Raw genomic sequence first — 16248 nt, forward strand, 5'->3', positions numbered from 1 at the left:
CGGTGTTGCCGCGCTGGGACCATGGCGATGCCGTACGACTGACGCGCAACGTGCGCAACGATGGCACGTTCCCGGGCGTGCCGACTGGCGAACTGCTGGTGCGACGCGGTCGCATCGGACATGTACGCGGCGTCGGCAGCTTTCTCCAGGAGCAGATCATCTACTGCGTGCATTTCCTCGCCGAGGGGCGCCTGGTCGGCTGTCGCGAGGACGAGTTGGTCGGCGTCGACGAGGCATGGATCGAGAGTCGTTTCGAGGTTCGCGAGCGGGTGCGCGCGCTGCGCCCGCTGGCCGTCGACCGGCAGATCCGCGTGCCGGCCGGCAGTCGCGGCGAGATTCTGGCGCTCGAGAGATGCGCCACCCTGGGCGTTGTCTATCGGACCCACTTCGACTGCTTCGCGGGCATCCCGCTATGGGTACCCGAGGCGGCGCTCGGCGAGTGGCGGAGGTCGGACCATGCCTGAGGCGGTTGGCATCTACCGCTCGATCAAACTCGCCGTGCAGTTGTTCGGCAGGCCGCTGGAGTCTCTCACGGCCCATGAGCTGCGCCGGGTTGCCCATGTCTCTGCCCGGCAGGAGGAGATCGAGGCGCTGATCCTGGAGACCCCGGAAGCGGCTCGCGTGATGCTGCCGGCAGCCTCGATCGACGTCAACCTGATGGCGATCCGTCGTCGATACGCTGACGACGGCGAATATCGAGCCGAACTCGCGCGGTTCGGCCTCGATGTGCCGTCGTTGCGCCAGGCGGTGGTGCGTGACCTGGTGGTCGAGGCGGTGCTGGAGAACGTTGCGGCGAGGTCGGTACCGATCAGCGATACCGATGTCGAGATCTACTGGCACCTCAACCAGCATCGCTTTCGCCAGGGTGAGACGCGCCTGCTGCGACATCTGCTGGTCACCATCAACGAGGACCTGCCGGGCAGCGGGCGGCAGGCCGCGCGCGCGCGCATCGACGCCATTCGCGCGCGCCTCCTCAGCGAGCCGCAGCGCTTCGCCGAGCAGGCACTGAAGCATTCCGAATGCCCGAGCGCGCTTCATGGTGGCCTGCTTGGCAGTGTCCTGCGTGGCCACCTCTATCCACAACTCGATGCGGCAGCCTTTGCCCTCCCCGAGGGGGGGCTCTCCGAAGTAATCGAAAGCGAACTCGGCTACCATTTGGTCCGCTGCGACGCCATCGACAATGAACGACGGCTGAACTTCGCCGACGCGCGCCAGACGATCCGGGAACATCTCGAAAGCCGACAGCGGGCCTGCTGCCAGAGCGAGTGGATCGAGGCGCTGCGCCGGCAGGCGTGCGTACGCTCACCTGTTGCCCATCGTCGGTGAACATCGACGCCGGCGTCACGGGCGCCTGGCAACACAGGCTGGCATCCGTTCGAATTCGACTGCCAACCAACGGCACGGGTCCGAGCCGGCCTGCCGCTGCTCTTCCGGATCTTCTCGCAACCGGATCGCAGCTTGACCGCCATGCGCCGCGGCCCATATACTCTGATGCCGTCGTTGGATTTCCTGCCGTGGTGAAACCAAACTATCAGTTCGAGAAGCGTCAGCGAGAGCTGGAGAAAAAGCGTAAACAGGAGGAGAAGCGGCTGCGCGACCTCTCTGCCAGGACTCTGCCGGACGGCTCTCCCGGGCTGGACGCAGCCGCTCCGCCCGCATCGACCGCGGACGACGACACGGGCAAACCGGGCTGAGGGGTGGCACCGGGTGGTCCTGCCCGTTGAGGTTAACCCGCCAGTGCTCTCTGCCTACCACACTAAGTACTTCGCCTACGAGTTGACCCGCCGTTGCCCGGTGGGGAGCGTCGAGAAGCTGGCTGGGGCGCTCGTGGATGCGCAGGTAGACCTGAATCCGCATCAGGTCGATGCAGCCCTGTTTGCCTTCAACTCGCCGCTTTCGAGGGGGGCTCTCCTCGCCGACGAAGTGGGCCTGGGCAAGACCATCGAGGCGGGTTTGGTGCTTTCCCAGAAGTGGGCGGAGCGCAAGCGGCGCATCCTGGTCATTACCCCGTCCAACCTGCGCAAGCAGTGGTTTCAGGAACTGGCCGATAAATTCTTCCTGCCCTGCCGCATCCTCGAAGCCAAGCTCTACAACGCCGCAATTCGGCAAGGACAGTTCCGCCCCTTCGAGGTGCCCGAAATCGTCATCTGCTCCTATCAGTTCGCCAGGAACAAGGCCGGTGACGTGCAGGCCGTGCCGTGGGACCTGGTGGTGATCGACGAGGCCCACCGGCTGCGTAACGTCTACAAACCGTCGAACGTCATCGCGAACACGCTCAAGCTGGCTTTGGCCGGCAAGCACAAGCTGCTGCTCACGGCAACGCCCTTGCAGAATTCCTTGCTGGAATTGTTCGCTCTGGTGAGCTTCATCGACGAACATGCCTTCGGCGACTTGAAGAGCTTCCGCGAACAGTTCGCCAACCGGAATCAGGAACAGATGTTCCAGACGCTCAAGGCTCGCCTCAAGCCTGTCTGCCACCGCACCCTGCGCCGGCAGGTCACGGCTTACATCCCCTACACCGAGCGCCTGCCGCTGCTCGAGGAGTTCACGCCCGAGGACAGCGAAGACCAGCTCTACCATCTGGTCTCCGAGTACCTGCAACGGGACAACCTCGAGGCGCTGCCGGCCAGTCAGCGCAGCCTGATGACGCTGGTGCTGCGCAAGCTGCTGGCTTCTTCGACCTTCGCCATCGCGGGCGCGCTGACCGCGATTTCCAATCGCCTCAAGACCAAGCTGCGCAAGCAGGAGCCCGCCGAATCGCTGGAAGACGAGCTGGATCAGGATTACGAAGCGCTCGACGAAACTGCCGAGGAATGGACCGACGACGAGCCCGTTGAACTGCTTACCGCAGCCGACCGCCGGGCCGTTGAGCGGGAAATCGCCGACCTCGACACCTTTGCCCGACTGGCCTCATCCATCGAGCACAACGCCAAGGGCAAGGCGCTTCTCAAGGCGCTCAACATTGCTTTCGCCAAGGCGCAGGAGATCGGTGCCGAGGCGAAGGCCATCATCTTCACCGAATCGCGCCGCACTCAGAGCTACTTGCTGCGCGTGTTGGCGGACAGTCCGTTTCGTGACGGCATCGTTCTCTTCAACGGTTCGAATACCGACGACGGCTCCAGACTGATCTATAGCCGGTGGCTGGAGCGCCACCACGGCAGCGACCGCGTTACCGGCTCGCGCAGTGCCGACATGCGCTCGGCCCTGGTTGATTACTTCCGCGAGCAGGGCCGCATCATGATCGCCACCGAGGCGGGAGCCGAAGGCATCAACCTCCAGTTCTGTTCGTTGGTGGTGAATTACGACCTGCCCTGGAACCCGCAGCGCATCGAGCAGCGCATCGGCCGCTGCCATCGCTACGGGCAGAAGCACGATGTGGTGGTGGTGAATTTCCTTAACCGCAAGAATGCCGCCGATCAGCGCGTCTTCGAGTTGCTGTCGGAAAAGTTCCAACTTTTCGAAGGCGTCTTCGGTGCCAGCGACGAAGTGCTCGGCGCCATCGAATCTGGCGTCGATTTCGAGAAACGCATCGCGGCGATCTACCAGAACTGCCGCAAGCCCGAGGAGATCGCGACCGCCTTCAACCAGCTCCAGCTCGAACTGAGCCTGGAGATCAACGAGTCGATGACGCGCACGCGCCAGCAACTGCTGGAAGACTTCGACGACGAGGTACGCGAAAAACTCAAGGTGCGCGACGAAGCCTCGCGGACCTATCTCAACCGCTACGAACGCCTGCTGATGCAGCTCACGCGGCATGAACTGGAAGGCCAGGCCGAATTCCTGGGTGATGCCTCGTTTCGCCTGGCGGCTAGTCCTGTCCCGCAGCACGGCGCCGCCATCCCGCTGGGCCTGTATGAACTGCCGCGCCGTTCCGGCGAAGCCCATCTCTACCGTCTCAACCATCCGCTAGCCGAAGCTCTGATTGCAAATGCCAGGAGCCGCGACTTGCCGACTGCGGAGATTCATTTCGACTACGGCCAGCATGACGGCAAGGTCTCGTCCCTAGAGCCTTTGGTCGGCAAGACGGGCTGGCTGGAGCTTTCATCCTTTAGCGTGGAAGCGCTCGACCAGGCGGAAGATCATCTGATTTTCTCGGCCGTCACCGACGACGGCCAAACATTGGATGAAGAAGTCGCGCAGCGCCTGCTAACGCTGCCTTGCGCGTCCGCTCCTCGTTCTCTTGCGGTAGAGAACAAGGTTCAGGGCGCACTTGATACCGTTACCCAACATCGTCAGGCAACCATTCAAACCGTCATTGCAGAACGCAACGCCAGCTTCTTCGTGGCCGAAGCCGACAAGCTGGACGCCTGGGCCGATGACCTGAAGGTGGGATTGGAACGCGAAATCAGAGAAATCGACCGCCAGATCAAGGACGCCCGTCGCGCTGCCACGACCGCCCTGACGCTGGAGGAAAAGCTAGCCGGGCAAAAGCAGATCAAGGCCCTCGAAGCCCAACGCAACCAGAAACGTCGTTCCCTGTTCGATGCGCAGGATCAGGTGGACAAGCAGCGTGAAGATTTGATTGCGGTCATCGAAGGAAAGCTCAATCAGACCGCCACTCTGCAACAGTTGTTCATGCTGCGCTGGATACTGAACTGACACCATGCCGACGCGGGACGAGAAAGTCGCCCAGATCGAAGCCGCACTGCGAGGCCGCTTCTTCGCCAACGTTCCGAAGGTTGTTAAGGCAGGGCGTGAGGGCTGGACTGAAGATCAGCATGATCTTGACCGACTTTCGCGCGCATTGGCTGCCTACGCGCTGGTAGGTCGATGCGAGATTGACGATACGACGGCGGCGGGAGCCATCACGGATGGCAGCGACGACGGTGGAATCGACGCCTTGTATTTCGACCGCACAGGCAACCGCCTGGTCCTGGTCCAGTCCAAGTTCAAGCGCACAGGCACTGCGCCGGCACAGGAGGAAGTTCTCAAGACCATCAACGGCGTCAAGGCGCTCCGGGCGAGGCAATTCAACAACTTCAACCTGGCCATCCGCAACCGGCTGGACGAGATCGAGGAAGCATTCGATACGCCAGGCGTAAGGCTCGAAGTGCTCCTGGTTTTTCTGGGGGATGCGATCGGACCGCATGCCACGGACGACCTGAATGCCTATCGGGATGAGCTGAACCAGTTCACGCAGGTGATGGACTGGCAGGCAACTGGGCTTGAGCCGGTCTTCGGATGGCTGATTGCGGAACAAGCGCCGGCGGCGGTCGATGACCAGATCACGCTTGAAAACTGGTCCGGCATCACCACTCCGCGCAAGGCGTTCTATGGCCAGATCAGCGCGGCGGCGCTGGCCAAACTTGTCGAAGACAACGGCAAGGCATTGTTCGAGCGCAATATCCGCCACTATCTGGGATCGGTCGGCGTCAATACAGCGATCGAAAAGACGGTGCGCACCCGCCCCGGTGATTTCTTCTATCTCAACAACGGCATCACCGCCGTGGCCGAGACCATTACGCCGGCGGCGGGGACCAGCCAGAGGTGCGCCTTCGGCTTCAAGAAACTTTCCATCGTCAATGGTGCGCAGACCGCAGGCGCGATCTTCAACGCGACATTGGCCGGAAACGTTTCCCCCGATGCCAAGTTGCTGGTGACCCTCATCGAGATCGGCAACGGTGCCGACGACATCGGCCTGAAGATCACCCGCGCGCGCAATCACCAGAACGTGGTGCGCGGCGTCGATTTTGCCGCTCTCGATCCGAACCAGGAGCGCCTTCGTCAGGAGTTGGCGGCGGCCGGCATCACTTATTTCTACCGGCCGTCGGCGGAAGCGCGTGCCAGGCGGGAAGATGCCTTCACGCTGGAGGAGGCAGCCGTCGCCATGGCCTGCCTGGCCTTCAAGGTCAGGAGCGCCGCCGAGTTGCTTCAGCACCCCAGGCCGATTAACGCCGTTGATTTCGTGGTTACGGCCAAGAAGGAGATCGGCAGACTCTGGGAGCAGGACGGGACGCTTTACGGCCAGTTGTTCCCGGCGACCTTGTCGGGAGTGCGCGCCTGCCGGCTGGTACGCATCTACCGCTTCATTGACCGCATCCTGGCGGACACCGAGCGCTCAGAAAATAGTTACTACCGCCGCATGTTCTTTCGGCATGGCCGCTACTTCATCATGGCGTTCGTCGCGCTACGATCTGGGGATGTCATGAGCAAATCTCAGCTTGAGATTACAGCGGCGGATGAGACACTCCTTTCGCAGCGCACCAACGAGCTTTCCGAGCTGATCTACTCGGCGACAGAACCGCTACAGACGCTCAAGGGATACTTGGCCATCTTCCGAAATCTCACTGACGCTCAGCCACTGGCAGCTAGCGTGCTACAACGATTGGCGGAGGACGACGCGCGGCGACTGGCCACACAGCAGCTACAAGGTGCCCCTCAAGGCGTCCAGGCAGCGGATACTGAAAAGAGAAACTGAATGACCTCGAAGCAAAAACTCGAACTCACCTGGATCGGTAAAGAAAACCGACCGAAGCTGGAGCCGCGCATCCTGCTGGAAGACCCGACGAAGAGTTACCACGCCAGGCACCGTGGCGCCAGCGCCGACTTGTTCGACAATCGGCTGATCTTCGGCGACAACCTGCTGGCGCTGAAGGCGCTGGAGGGGGAGTTTTCCGGCAAGGTGAAATGCGTCTTCATCGACCCGCCCTACAACACCGGCAGCGCCTTCACCCATTACGACGATGGCGTGGAGCATTCCATCTGGCTGTCGCTGATGCGCGACCGGCTGGAGATCATCCGACGGCTGCTGTCCGACGATGGTTCGCTGTGGATCACCATCGACGACAACGAGGCGCACTATCTCAAGGTGCTGTGCGATGAGATGTTTGGGCGGGCAAACTACAAAACGACTGTCACGTGGCAGCGCAAGTACAGCGTCAGCAATAACTTCCAAGGTATCGCAACAATCTGCGACTTTGTTCTCGTCTATTCCAAAAGTGAGAAGTTTCAAAATAATCTGCTTCCTCGAAGCGAAGAGTCTGCCGCGCGGTACAGCAATCCAGATAAAGATCCGCGTGGGCCATGGAAAGCTGTTGACTACTTGAACCAAGTAACGCCGGAAAAGCGTCGAAATCTTTGCTACGACATCGTCAATCCCAATACGGGTGATGTTGTGAAAAACACCAAGAAAGCTTGGAAGTACGACCCGGAGACGCATAGTCGTCATGTCGATGAGAACCGCATCTGGTGGGGGCGTGATGGACGTAATACGGTGCCAGCGCTAAAGCTGTTTCTCTCCGAGGTACGGGACGGGATGACACCGCACAACTGGTGGCCCCACGAGGAGGTTGGACACACCGACGAGGCGAAGAAGGAAATGATTGGCTTGTATGGTGCGCGCGATGTTTTCGATACGCCCAAGCCAGAGCGATTGCTGCAACGCATACTTGAAATAGCCACCAACCCCGGCGATCTTGTCCTCGACTCTTTCGCCGGTTCCGGCACCACCGGCGCCGTCGCTCACAAGATGGGCCGGCGCTGGATCATGGTCGAACTGGGCGAGCACTGCCACACCCACATCATCCCGCGTCTGCAAAAGGTCATCGACGGCGAAGACCAGGCCGGGATCAGCAAGGCGGTGACCTGGAAGGGCGGCGGCGGCTTCCGCTACTACCGCCTGGCGCCCTCACTGCTGGAAAAGGACAAGTGGGGCAACTGGGTCATCAATCACGACTACAACGCCGCCATGCTGGCCGAGGCGCTGTGCAAGCTCGAGGGCTTCACCTATGCGCCCTCCGATGCGGTGTATTGGCAGCACGGCCGTTCCACCGAGCGCGACTTCGTGTACGTGACCACGGCCAGCCTGACCCACGAGCAATTGCAGCAGATCTCCGACGAAGTGGGGCCGGATCGCTCGCTGTTGGTCCTCTGCACTGCCTTCCGCGCCAAGGCGGATGCGTATCCCAACTTGACGGTGAAGAAGATTCCCAAGCAGGTGCTGTCGCGCTGCGAATGGGGCCATGACGATTATTCCTTGCAGGTGGAGAACCTCCCCAAGGAGCCGCCCAAGCCGGGACAACAGATGCTTTTTGGCGAGGAGGGTTGACTCGTGGCTACCCCGAAGCGAACCAAGGACACGCCCAGCGCCGTGGCGAGGAACGATACGAGCACGGCTGAGCTGCTCGCGGCTATTCGCGACATTTGGGAATCGGCGCGCTTGCAGGCAGCACGATCCGTCAATTCGGCGTTGGTGCAGGCCAACTGGCTGATCGGCCGGCAGGTCGTCGAGGCCGAACAGAAGGGAAAATCGCGCGCGGCCTACAGCAGCCGCCTGCTGAAAACATTGTCCGAAACCTTGGAGAAGGACTATGGTAATGGTTTTTCCGTCAGTTCGTTGCAATATATGCGGGCCTTTTACCTTGGCTATCCGGCATTGCTGGGTATTCAACACGCGGCGGGTGTTGGATCGGAAATACAACACGCGGTGCGTGTTGAATCGGCAGGAGGAAGCCCTGAGGCGAAAAGTCACGCACTGTGTGACCTTCCCGTGTCGGCCACTGAGGCTGACTGGCAGCCGGGCCGCCTGCATGCCGGGCTATCGTGGACCCATTACCGGACCCTGCTGAAGGTACGGCGCCAGGAAGCGCGCGACTTCTACGAAATCGAGGCAATCCGTAACGGTTGGTCGGCACGGCAACTTGAACGGCAGATCAACACCTTCCTCTTCGATCGCCTGCTCAAGAGTCGTGACAAGGCTGGCGTCCTGGCACTGGCCAACGAGGGGCTGGTAACAACGCGCCCAACGGACGCCATAAAGGACCCCTATGTGCTGGAGTTTCTCGACTTGCCCGAGTCGCATCGTCTCGTCGAATCCCGCGTCGAGGAAGCGTTGATTTCACGCTTGCAGGACTTCCTGCTGGAGCTGGGCAGCGGCTTCGCCTTTATTGGCCGGCAGGTGCGGCTGACGCTGGAGGGCGACCATTTCTATCCCGACCTGGTCTTCTATCACGCGAAACTGAAGTGCTACGTGGTGATCGACCTCAAGGTCGAAAAGCTGACCCACGGCGACTTGGGTCAAATGCAGATGTACGTCAACTATTACGACCGCGAGATTGCCGAGCCAGGGGATCAGCCGACCATCGGATTGATTCTCTGCGCGGACAAGAACGAGGCGATGGTGCGTTACGTGCTGGACGAAAAGGCAAAGCAGATCTTTGCCAGCCGCTACCAGTTCCAATTGCCCAGCGAAGACGTATTGCGCGCTGAAATCAAACGCGAGATGGAAGAACTCGATTCCGGGAGCGCGCAGTCATGACCCGCCACGTCAACGCCATCGCCGGACGCCTCAGTCTGCGTCATCCGCAGCGTCGCTCGCTGGAAATCCTCGACCGCATCACCGAGATTGCCCCGCCCCGCAAGGGGACGGATGTCCCGGCAATGCTGGAAGCGATCCGCTGCGAGTTCCCCTCGGTGACGGATTTCGAGCGTGACTTTCCCTCCTTGTGCTTCGCCCTCGCCACCGGCGTGGGCAAGACGCGGCTGATGGGCGCTTTCATCAGCTACCTGCACCTGGCGCACCGCATCGACAACTTCTTCGTGCTGGCGCCGAACCTGACCATCTACAACAAGCTGATCGCCGACTTCAGCGACCGCAACCATCCCAAGTACGTGTTCCGCGGCATCGCGGAATTCGCCATCGATGCGCCCTCGATCATCACCGGCGACAACTACGACCAGCACGACCCGCGCAGCGGCACGCTTTTCGGCGGTGTGCGGATCAACATCTTCAACATCGCCAAGATCAATTCCGAAGTGCGCGGTGGCAAGTCGCCGCGCATCAAACGGCTGTCGGAATACATTGGCGAGAGCTACTTCGACTATCTGGCCGGCCTGCCGGACCTGGTGATGCTGATGGACGAATCGCATCGCTACCGCGCCAGCGCCGGGATTCGCGCCATCAACGAACTGAGGCCGATCCTGGGTTTGGAGCTGACCGCCACGCCGTTTGTGGAGACTGCGCGGGGCGCGACGCCCTTCAAGAATGTGATCGTCGACTACCCGCTTGGGCAGGCGATGAAGGACGGCTTCGTCAAGGAACCGGCCGTCGTGACGCGCAAGAACTTCAACCCGGCCGGCATGTCTGCGGAGGAGGTCGAGCGCCTCAAGCTGGAAGACGGCGTCCGCCTGCACGAAAGCGTGAAGGTGGAGTTGGAGACCTACGCACGCGCAAGCGACAAGCCGATCGTCAAGCCTTTCCTGCTGGTGATTGCCCGCGACACCACCCATGCTGGGCAACTTTCCGAGCTGATCAAGTCCGGCAGCTTCTTCGAGGGGCGTTACCGCGACAAGGTCATCCAAGTGGATTCGAGCAAGACTGGCGGGGAAGAAGAAGAGATGATCGACCGCCTGCTCAAGGTGGAACACGCCGACGAGCCGACGGAGATCGTGATTCACGTCAACATGCTCAAGGAAGGTTGGGACGTAACCAATCTCTACACCATTGTGCCGCTGCGGACCGCGAATGCCCGCATCCTCATTGAGCAATCCATCGGGCGCGGGCTGCGCCTGCCCTACGGCAAGCGCACTGGCGTCACGGCCGTGGATCGGCTGAACATCGTTGCCCATGACAGGTTTCAGGAAATCATCGCCGAGGCCAACAAGCCGGAGTCGGCGATCCACTTGCAGACCCTCGTGCTGGATGCGGATGCCCTCGGGCAGAAGACGACTACGGTGGTGTCGCAGTCGCAACTGGCCACCAAGCTGGGTTTGACGCCTGCCCACGCAACAAGTAGCACGACGGTAGCTGGGCAGGATCAGGCGCCTGTCTTTACCAAAGTGGAAGAGCAGAACGTCGCGCAGATCACTTACGAGGTCATCCGCAAGCTGGAAAATCAGCCCCAGACGCTGCCCACTATCGAGTACCTGAAGAAACCGGAGATCCAGGCTGCCATCGTCAGGGCGGTCGAGGAGCAGCACCGGCCAACCCAACTGGAACTGGACGGGGTGACGAAGAAGCCGGACTTCGTCGCTGTGGTGGCGAAAACCATCGAGTTGGTCACGCAACAGACCATCGACATTCCGCGTATTCTGGTGGTGCCCAAGGGCGAAGTGAAATCCGGCTTCAAACCGTTCACACTCGATCTCTCCACGCTCAAGTACCCGGCCGTATCCGACGAGCTTTGGATTCAGCACCTGCGCACCAATCAACTGGAAGTGGTGTCGCTGGGCCACGGTGGCATCGAGGAAGCACGGCTGGAAGACTACGTGGTCAGCGGCTTGGTCGATTTCGACGACGTTTCCTACGACGAAAACGCCGATCTGCTCTACGACCTGGCTGCCCAGACAGTGCAGCATTTCAAGGGCTACCTGTCCGATGAGGACACCCGCAAGGTACTGCGCTGTTACCAGCGCGACATCGCGCGGTTCATTCATATCCAGATGCAGGCGCATTACTGGGAGGACGTGGCCGGCTACGAGGTAAGAATCAGCAAGGGCTTTTCGGAGTTGAAGCAGAGCGCCTACACCCATTCCGTGCATGAACCGCCCGCCAACTACCGCGTGGAGCCGGCGGACAAGAGCAAGATGGCGAAGTACCTATTCGGCGGCTTCCACCGTTGTCTTTATCCAGTGCAGAAGTTTGATTCAGACGCGGAGCGTAAGCTGGCGGTGATTCTGGAGCGCGAGTCCAGCAAGTGGTTCAAGCCTGCCAAGGGCCAGTTTCACATTTATTACCAGAATGGCGCAGATCATCTGGAGTATCAGCCAGACTTCGTTGCTGAAGCGGCTGCAACGATCTACATGCTGGAAGCTAAGAAGCGCACGGAGCTTGAAGACCTGATTGTCATTGCCAAGAAGGAAGCCGCCGCCAAGTGGTGCGCGAATGCCTCAGACCATGCGGGAAGTTGCGGTGGCAAGCCTTGGCGTTACGTGCTGATCCCGCACGATGCGATCGCTGAGAACATGACGCTTGAGGGGTTTGCGGCACGGTTTGGTTGAGTCTGTCCCGGTGTTCCTGCAATGGTCGCCGCGCGAGATACGGCCGCGCAAGGGCGCAAGATTGCGCAGCGGGGCGAGCCAGCCTACTCGTCGTCATCGCCATCGCCATCGCGGCGCGGGACCGTTTGGGGGTCGCAGGTGATGGCGCGGTAGATCTCGACCCGGTCGCCCGGCCGAAGGGTCGTGTCGAGCTTCACCAGGCGGCCGAAAATGCCCACCTTCTGGGTTTGCAGGTCAATCGTGGGAAAGGACCGGAGGATCCCGGAGCGGTCGATCGCCTGACGAACGGTAGATTCGTCAGGCACCTCGATCGTCATCCAGATCTGCTGCCCAACCGCGGAGTAAGCGACGCCTACCTGCATGAGAACACTCCTTTCGCTGCCGGCAACAGGCTCAGGTGAGCGCCGAAGCCGGCACCACGGCACCCTTCTCCGCTCGCGCGCGCAACTCGAACGCCCGCTTGCCGGCAAGCAACAGGCCGAGGACGAGAAAGCCGCCCGGCGGCAGGATCATCAGCAGGAAGCCGCCATAGCCGGGGATCACCGTCAGTTCGATGGCGCGGAACGTGGGTCCCAGCAGCAGGCTCGCCTGTGCGAACAGTGTGCCGTTTCCGAGCAACTCGCGGATCAGGCCGATCAACGTCAGGGCGGCCGTGAAGCCGAGACCCATGGCCAGACCGTCGGCGGCCGATGCGGCGACGCCGTTCTTCGAGGCATAGGCTTCGGCGCGGCCGAGGATGGCGCAGTTCACCACGATCAGCGCGATGAACAGGCCAAGCACCTTGTACAGGTCGTGCAGCCAGGCATTGAGCCCGAGATCGACGAGGGTCACCAGCGTCGCGATCAGGACGACGAAGATCGGGATGCGTACCTGTGGGCTCACCAGCGAGCGGATCGATGCCACCAGAACATTGGACGTGATCAGCACCGCGGTCGTCGCCAGCCCCATGCCGAGGCCGTTGGTGCCGCTGGTGGTGACGGCCATCGCCGGGCAGAGGGCGAGCATCTGGGCGAAGACGACGTTCTGCCACCAGAGGCCCTCCTTCAGGGTCTGAACGAGTCGCTTCATGGGGTCCTGCCTCCACGCAGGATTTCCGCGCGGTGCGCGGCGAAGAAATCCAGTCCTTCCTTGACCGCCTTGACGACGGCGCGCGGCGTGATGGTGGCGCCGGCCATCTGGTCGAAGACGCCGCCATCCTTCTTCACCGCCCACTGCGCTGCCGGCAGCGTCGCCAGCGACAGGCCGTTGAACGACAGGATCCACGGTGACTTCGCGAGATCGATCTTGTCGCCCAGACCGGGGGTTTCGTTGTGCTTGAGGACACGTGCGCCGAGCAGCATGCCAGTGCGGTCGATGCCGACCAGCACCAGCACATCGCCGGCGTAGCCGCGCGCCGAGGTCTGGAAGATGGCCGCGGCGACCTCGCCCTGGCGGCGTGCGAGGTAAACCCGCTTGCTGGTCCCGTCGCCGTTGCCGATCTCCAGCGTGTCTGCCAGCAGGTCATTGTCGGCGAATCGCTCCGGCAGAACCTGCGCCAGGGACGCCTGTAGATCTCTCGCCTCGGCGGCGACGATCCGCTCCTGCGTCGCGCTGACGGCGAAGGCCAGGGCTGCGCTGGCGAGCAGCGCGATCACCCCGAGCGAAATCCCCTGATAGGCCAGGCGGTCGCGCAGCGCGGCTATGGCAAGCTTCACGACTCGATCTCCAGCGGTCTGCCGTGGCGGTCGCGACCATAGATACGCGGCTTGACATAGCGGTCGATCACCGGTGTCAGCGCGTTCATCAGCAGCACGGCGAAGGCGACGCCTTCCGGGTAGCCGCCCCAGGTACGAATGACGTAGGTCAGGAAGCCGACGCCGGCACCGAAGATGAACTGGCCAAGTGACGTGTTGGGCGATGTCACGTAGTCGGTGGCAATGAAGAAGGCGCCCAGCATGGCTCCGCCGGACAGCAGGTGGGTGCCGGCCGACAGGTAGCGAGCCGGGTCGCTGCCGTGCATCAGCGAGGCGAGCAGGGCAAGCGTCGCCAGCATGGCGAACGGGATGTGCCAGGTGATGAGGCGCAAGCCGAGCAACAGCAGGCCGCCGGCAGCAAGCAGCAGCGACGCCGTCTCGCCCATGCTGCCGGCGCGCTCGCCGACGAGGCTGAGCGGCGGTGCCTGCGTCGCCGCCAGCGACTGCAACAGATCGACGCCACGCGACAGTTCGCTGCGGGCGTAGCCAAAGAGGGTCGCGCTGCTCATCGCGTCGAGCGCTGCCGGCAGGGTGCCGAAGGTGATCCGCAGGCCATCGACGAATCCCGGGGCGTTCGCCGAGAGCAGCGGGATCGGCGCCGTCCACAGGGTCATCGGCACCGGGAAGGAGATCAGGAGCATCACCCGCGCCACCATCGCCGGATTGAAGAGGTTCTGCCCGAGGCCGCCAAAGACCTGCTTGCCGATCACGGTGGCGAACAGCCCGCCGACGACGCCGATCCACCATGGCGCCCAGGGTGGCAGCGAGAGCGCCAGCAACCAGCCGGTGAGCAGGGCCGAAGCATCACGCAGTGACGCCCGGACCGGTTGCCGTCGCAGGCGCAGGCATAACGCCTCACCGAGGATCGCCGAAGCGGTGGTGATCCACCACAGGTGCAGGGCAGGCCAGCCGTACAGCCAGAAACCGAAGAGCGTCGCCGGGAGCAGGGCGGCAGCGACCCACAACATGACCCGGGCGACGCTGTTGGCGCCAGCGGCATGCGGCGCCGCGACCGGAGCGACGTGGCGCGGCGTGATCATGTCGCTGTCTCGCTGGTGGGCGTGACGACGACGCGTTCCCGCAGCGGCGGCACTCCGGCACCGGCGGCGGCCTTGGTGGCGGCTCGCTCCGCCTTGCGTCTGGCGGCGGCAACTGCCTTCTCGCGCGCCTCGCGCTGCAGCCGCGCGGCACGCTCTTCGGCAAGACGGCGCGTCGCGGCCTCGCGCAGCCTGTTCCGCTCGCGCGTCGACAATTCGCCCTTGGCGTAGCTGAAATACTGCACCAGTGGAATGTGCGAGGGACAGACGTAGGTACAGCAGCCGCAGCCGATGCAGTCGGACAGAGCGAGGCCCGCTGCGCCGTCGAGATCGTCGGCGTCGATGCGACTGGCCATCTCCAGCGGCAGGAGGCCCATCGGGCACGCCCGCGTGCAACTGCCGCAACGGATGCAGGGTCCGGCAGCCGGCGTCCGCGCTTCGGCGGCGTCGAAGGCGAGGACGCCCGACGCCCCCTTGACGATGGGTACCCGGGCGTGCGGCAGGACGATGCCCATCATCGGTCCGCCCAGTATCAGCCGCGCCGGCCGCTCGCGGATGCCGGCAAAGCGCAGGAGATCGACCACCGGCGTGCCGATCGGTGCCAGCACATTGCCGGGTCGCGTCAGGGCGCCGCCGTTCAGCGTGACGATGCGCTCGACGAGCGGCTCGCCGTGGCGCAGCGCGCGGTGCACCGCGGCACAGGTCGACACGTTGTGCACCAGCACGCCCACCTCGGCGGCACGCGCATCGGCCGGGACCTCCTTGCCGGTCAGGGTCTGGATCAATTGCTTGTCCGATCCCATCGGATAGCGCGCTGGCACCACCCGCACCTGCACGTGGCCGAAAGCGGCGGCCGCCGCCCGCATGGCGGTGATCGCCTGCGGCTTGTTGTCCTCGATGCCAACCAGCGCTTCGCGGGCGCCGATGGCGTGCATGACGATGCGCAGACCGTCGACCACTTCGGTGGCACGGTCGCGCATGATGCGATCGTCCGCTGACAGGTAAGGCTCGCATTCGCCGCCGTTGACGATCAGCGTGCCGACCCGCAGGCGGCGGCCGAGGTTGAACTTGACCGCCGCCGGGAAGGTGGCGCCACCGAGTCCGACGACACCGGCTGCCGCCGTTCGCCGGGAGATTTCCTCGGGTGCCAGCGCGAGCGGGTCGGCCACCGGCTGGCGTTCGCACCAGGTGTCGGCGCCGTCGGCGGTGATCGTGATCGCCAGTTGCGGCAGGCCGGAAGGATGGGGTGCGGTGATCTCGCCGATCGCGCTGATCCGGCCCGAGGTGGGCGCATGCACCGGCGCCGAGATGTTGCCGTTCGGTTCGGCAATCAGGTCGCCCTTCAAGACACGCTCGCCGACCAGCACCACCGGCCGCGCGGGACTTCCCACGTGCTGCTGCAGCGGCACGCGGAGCACCTCCGGCAACGGCAGCGAGCGCAGCGGCGCGTCTGCCGCAGGCCGCTTGTGGTCGTCCGGATGGACACCCCAATGCGGGTGGCGGCCGAGAATCTTTTCCAGGATGCCCACGTCGAGCCTCGT

Annotated in this window: 13 protein-coding genes; 8 read left to right on the forward strand and 5 right to left on the reverse strand. The window is 62.9% G+C overall.

Annotated elements, in window-relative coordinates; all coding sequences use genetic code 11:
- Positions 1–2: 2 nt before the first annotated feature.
- The 8 genes from NFW30_RS05015 (at position 3) to NFW30_RS05050 (ending at position 11937) form a co-directional block, all read left to right on the forward strand.
- Entirely contained in the window at positions 3–464 is a 462-nt protein-coding gene (locus tag NFW30_RS05015) for a nitrogen fixation protein NifZ (RefSeq protein WP_295352632.1), read from the forward strand.
- Positions 457–1326: a nitrogen fixation protein NifM gene (nifM, locus tag NFW30_RS05020; RefSeq protein ID WP_295352634.1), complete on the forward strand. Its 870-nt coding sequence runs from the start codon at positions 457–459 to the stop codon at positions 1324–1326. The genes NFW30_RS05015 and nifM overlap by 8 nt, the downstream gene beginning before the upstream one ends.
- Before the next feature lie 188 nt (positions 1327–1514).
- The gene (locus NFW30_RS05025; protein WP_295352884.1) at positions 1515–1694 is read left to right on the forward strand and encodes a hypothetical protein; all 180 of its coding nucleotides are present in this window, start codon (positions 1515–1517) and stop codon (positions 1692–1694) included.
- A gap of 43 nt (positions 1695–1737) precedes the next feature.
- Complete coding sequence (locus NFW30_RS05030) at positions 1738–4599, forward strand: SNF2-related protein (RefSeq protein ID WP_295352636.1); 2862 nt, start codon at positions 1738–1740, stop codon at positions 4597–4599.
- Between the two features lie 4 nt (positions 4600–4603).
- Entirely contained in the window at positions 4604–6418 is a 1815-nt protein-coding gene (locus NFW30_RS05035; protein ID WP_295352639.1) for an AIPR family protein, read from the forward strand.
- Positions 6419–8047: a site-specific DNA-methyltransferase gene (locus tag NFW30_RS05040; protein WP_295352642.1), complete on the forward strand. Its 1629-nt coding sequence runs from the start codon at positions 6419–6421 to the stop codon at positions 8045–8047. It begins immediately after the preceding gene.
- 3 nt (positions 8048–8050) lie between these two features.
- Positions 8051–9256, forward strand: coding sequence for a PDDEXK nuclease domain-containing protein (locus NFW30_RS05045; RefSeq protein ID WP_295352645.1), 1206 nt, complete (start codon positions 8051–8053; stop codon positions 9254–9256).
- Positions 9253–11937: a DEAD/DEAH box helicase family protein gene (locus NFW30_RS05050; RefSeq protein WP_295352648.1), complete on the forward strand. Its 2685-nt coding sequence runs from the start codon at positions 9253–9255 to the stop codon at positions 11935–11937. Before NFW30_RS05045 ends, NFW30_RS05050 begins: the two co-directional genes overlap by 4 nt.
- Positions 11938–12020: 83 nt before the next feature.
- Here the strand turns inward: NFW30_RS05050 and NFW30_RS05055 are convergent, their stop codons facing one another.
- From NFW30_RS05055 to rsxC, 5 genes are read right to left on the reverse strand one after another with little or no spacing between them, the layout of a single operon-like run.
- Positions 12021–12299, reverse strand: coding sequence for an RnfH family protein (locus NFW30_RS05055; protein ID WP_295352651.1), 279 nt, complete (start codon positions 12297–12299; stop codon positions 12021–12023).
- 31 nt (positions 12300–12330) lie between these two features.
- A complete protein-coding gene (locus NFW30_RS05060) occupies positions 12331–13005 on the reverse strand; it encodes an electron transport complex subunit E (RefSeq protein WP_295352653.1) in 675 nt (224 codons plus the stop codon).
- Positions 13002–13631: an electron transport complex subunit RsxG gene (rsxG, locus tag NFW30_RS05065; protein WP_295352656.1), complete on the reverse strand. Its 630-nt coding sequence runs from the start codon at positions 13629–13631 to the stop codon at positions 13002–13004. The genes NFW30_RS05060 and rsxG overlap by 4 nt, the downstream gene beginning before the upstream one ends.
- Positions 13628–14710, reverse strand: a complete 1083-nt coding sequence (locus NFW30_RS05070) for an RnfABCDGE type electron transport complex subunit D (RefSeq protein WP_295352658.1) — start codon at positions 14708–14710, stop codon at positions 13628–13630. Before NFW30_RS05070 ends, rsxG begins: the two co-directional genes overlap by 4 nt.
- Positions 14707–16236, reverse strand: coding sequence for an electron transport complex subunit RsxC (gene rsxC / locus NFW30_RS05075; RefSeq protein ID WP_295352660.1), 1530 nt, complete (start codon positions 16234–16236; stop codon positions 14707–14709). Before rsxC ends, NFW30_RS05070 begins: the two co-directional genes overlap by 4 nt.
- Positions 16237–16248 lie beyond the last annotated feature (12 nt).

The sequence above is a fragment of the Accumulibacter sp. genome, assembly GCF_023806635.1.
Taxonomy (GTDB): domain Bacteria; phylum Pseudomonadota; class Gammaproteobacteria; order Burkholderiales; family Rhodocyclaceae; genus Accumulibacter.

Bases quoted from the DNA above. Each gene is read 5' to 3' on its own strand.
- nifM (WP_295352634.1), top strand. From the start codon at position 457: ATGCCTGAGGCGGTTGGCATCTACCGCTCGATCAAACTCGCCGTGCAG.
- NFW30_RS05035 (WP_295352639.1), top strand. From the start codon at position 4,604: ATGCCGACGCGGGACGAGAAAGTCGCCCAGATCGAAGCCGCACTGCGA.
- NFW30_RS05040 (WP_295352642.1), top strand. From the start codon at position 6,419: ATGACCTCGAAGCAAAAACTCGAACTCACCTGGATCGGTAAAGAAAAC.
- NFW30_RS05050 (WP_295352648.1), top strand. From the start codon at position 9,253: ATGACCCGCCACGTCAACGCCATCGCCGGACGCCTCAGTCTGCGTCAT.
- NFW30_RS05055 (WP_295352651.1), bottom strand. From the start codon at position 12,299: ATGCAGGTAGGCGTCGCTTACTCCGCGGTTGGGCAGCAGATCTGGATG.
- NFW30_RS05060 (WP_295352653.1), bottom strand. From the start codon at position 13,005: ATGAAGCGACTCGTTCAGACCCTGAAGGAGGGCCTCTGGTGGCAGAAC.
- NFW30_RS05070 (WP_295352658.1), bottom strand. From the start codon at position 14,710: ATGATCACGCCGCGCCACGTCGCTCCGGTCGCGGCGCCGCATGCCGCT.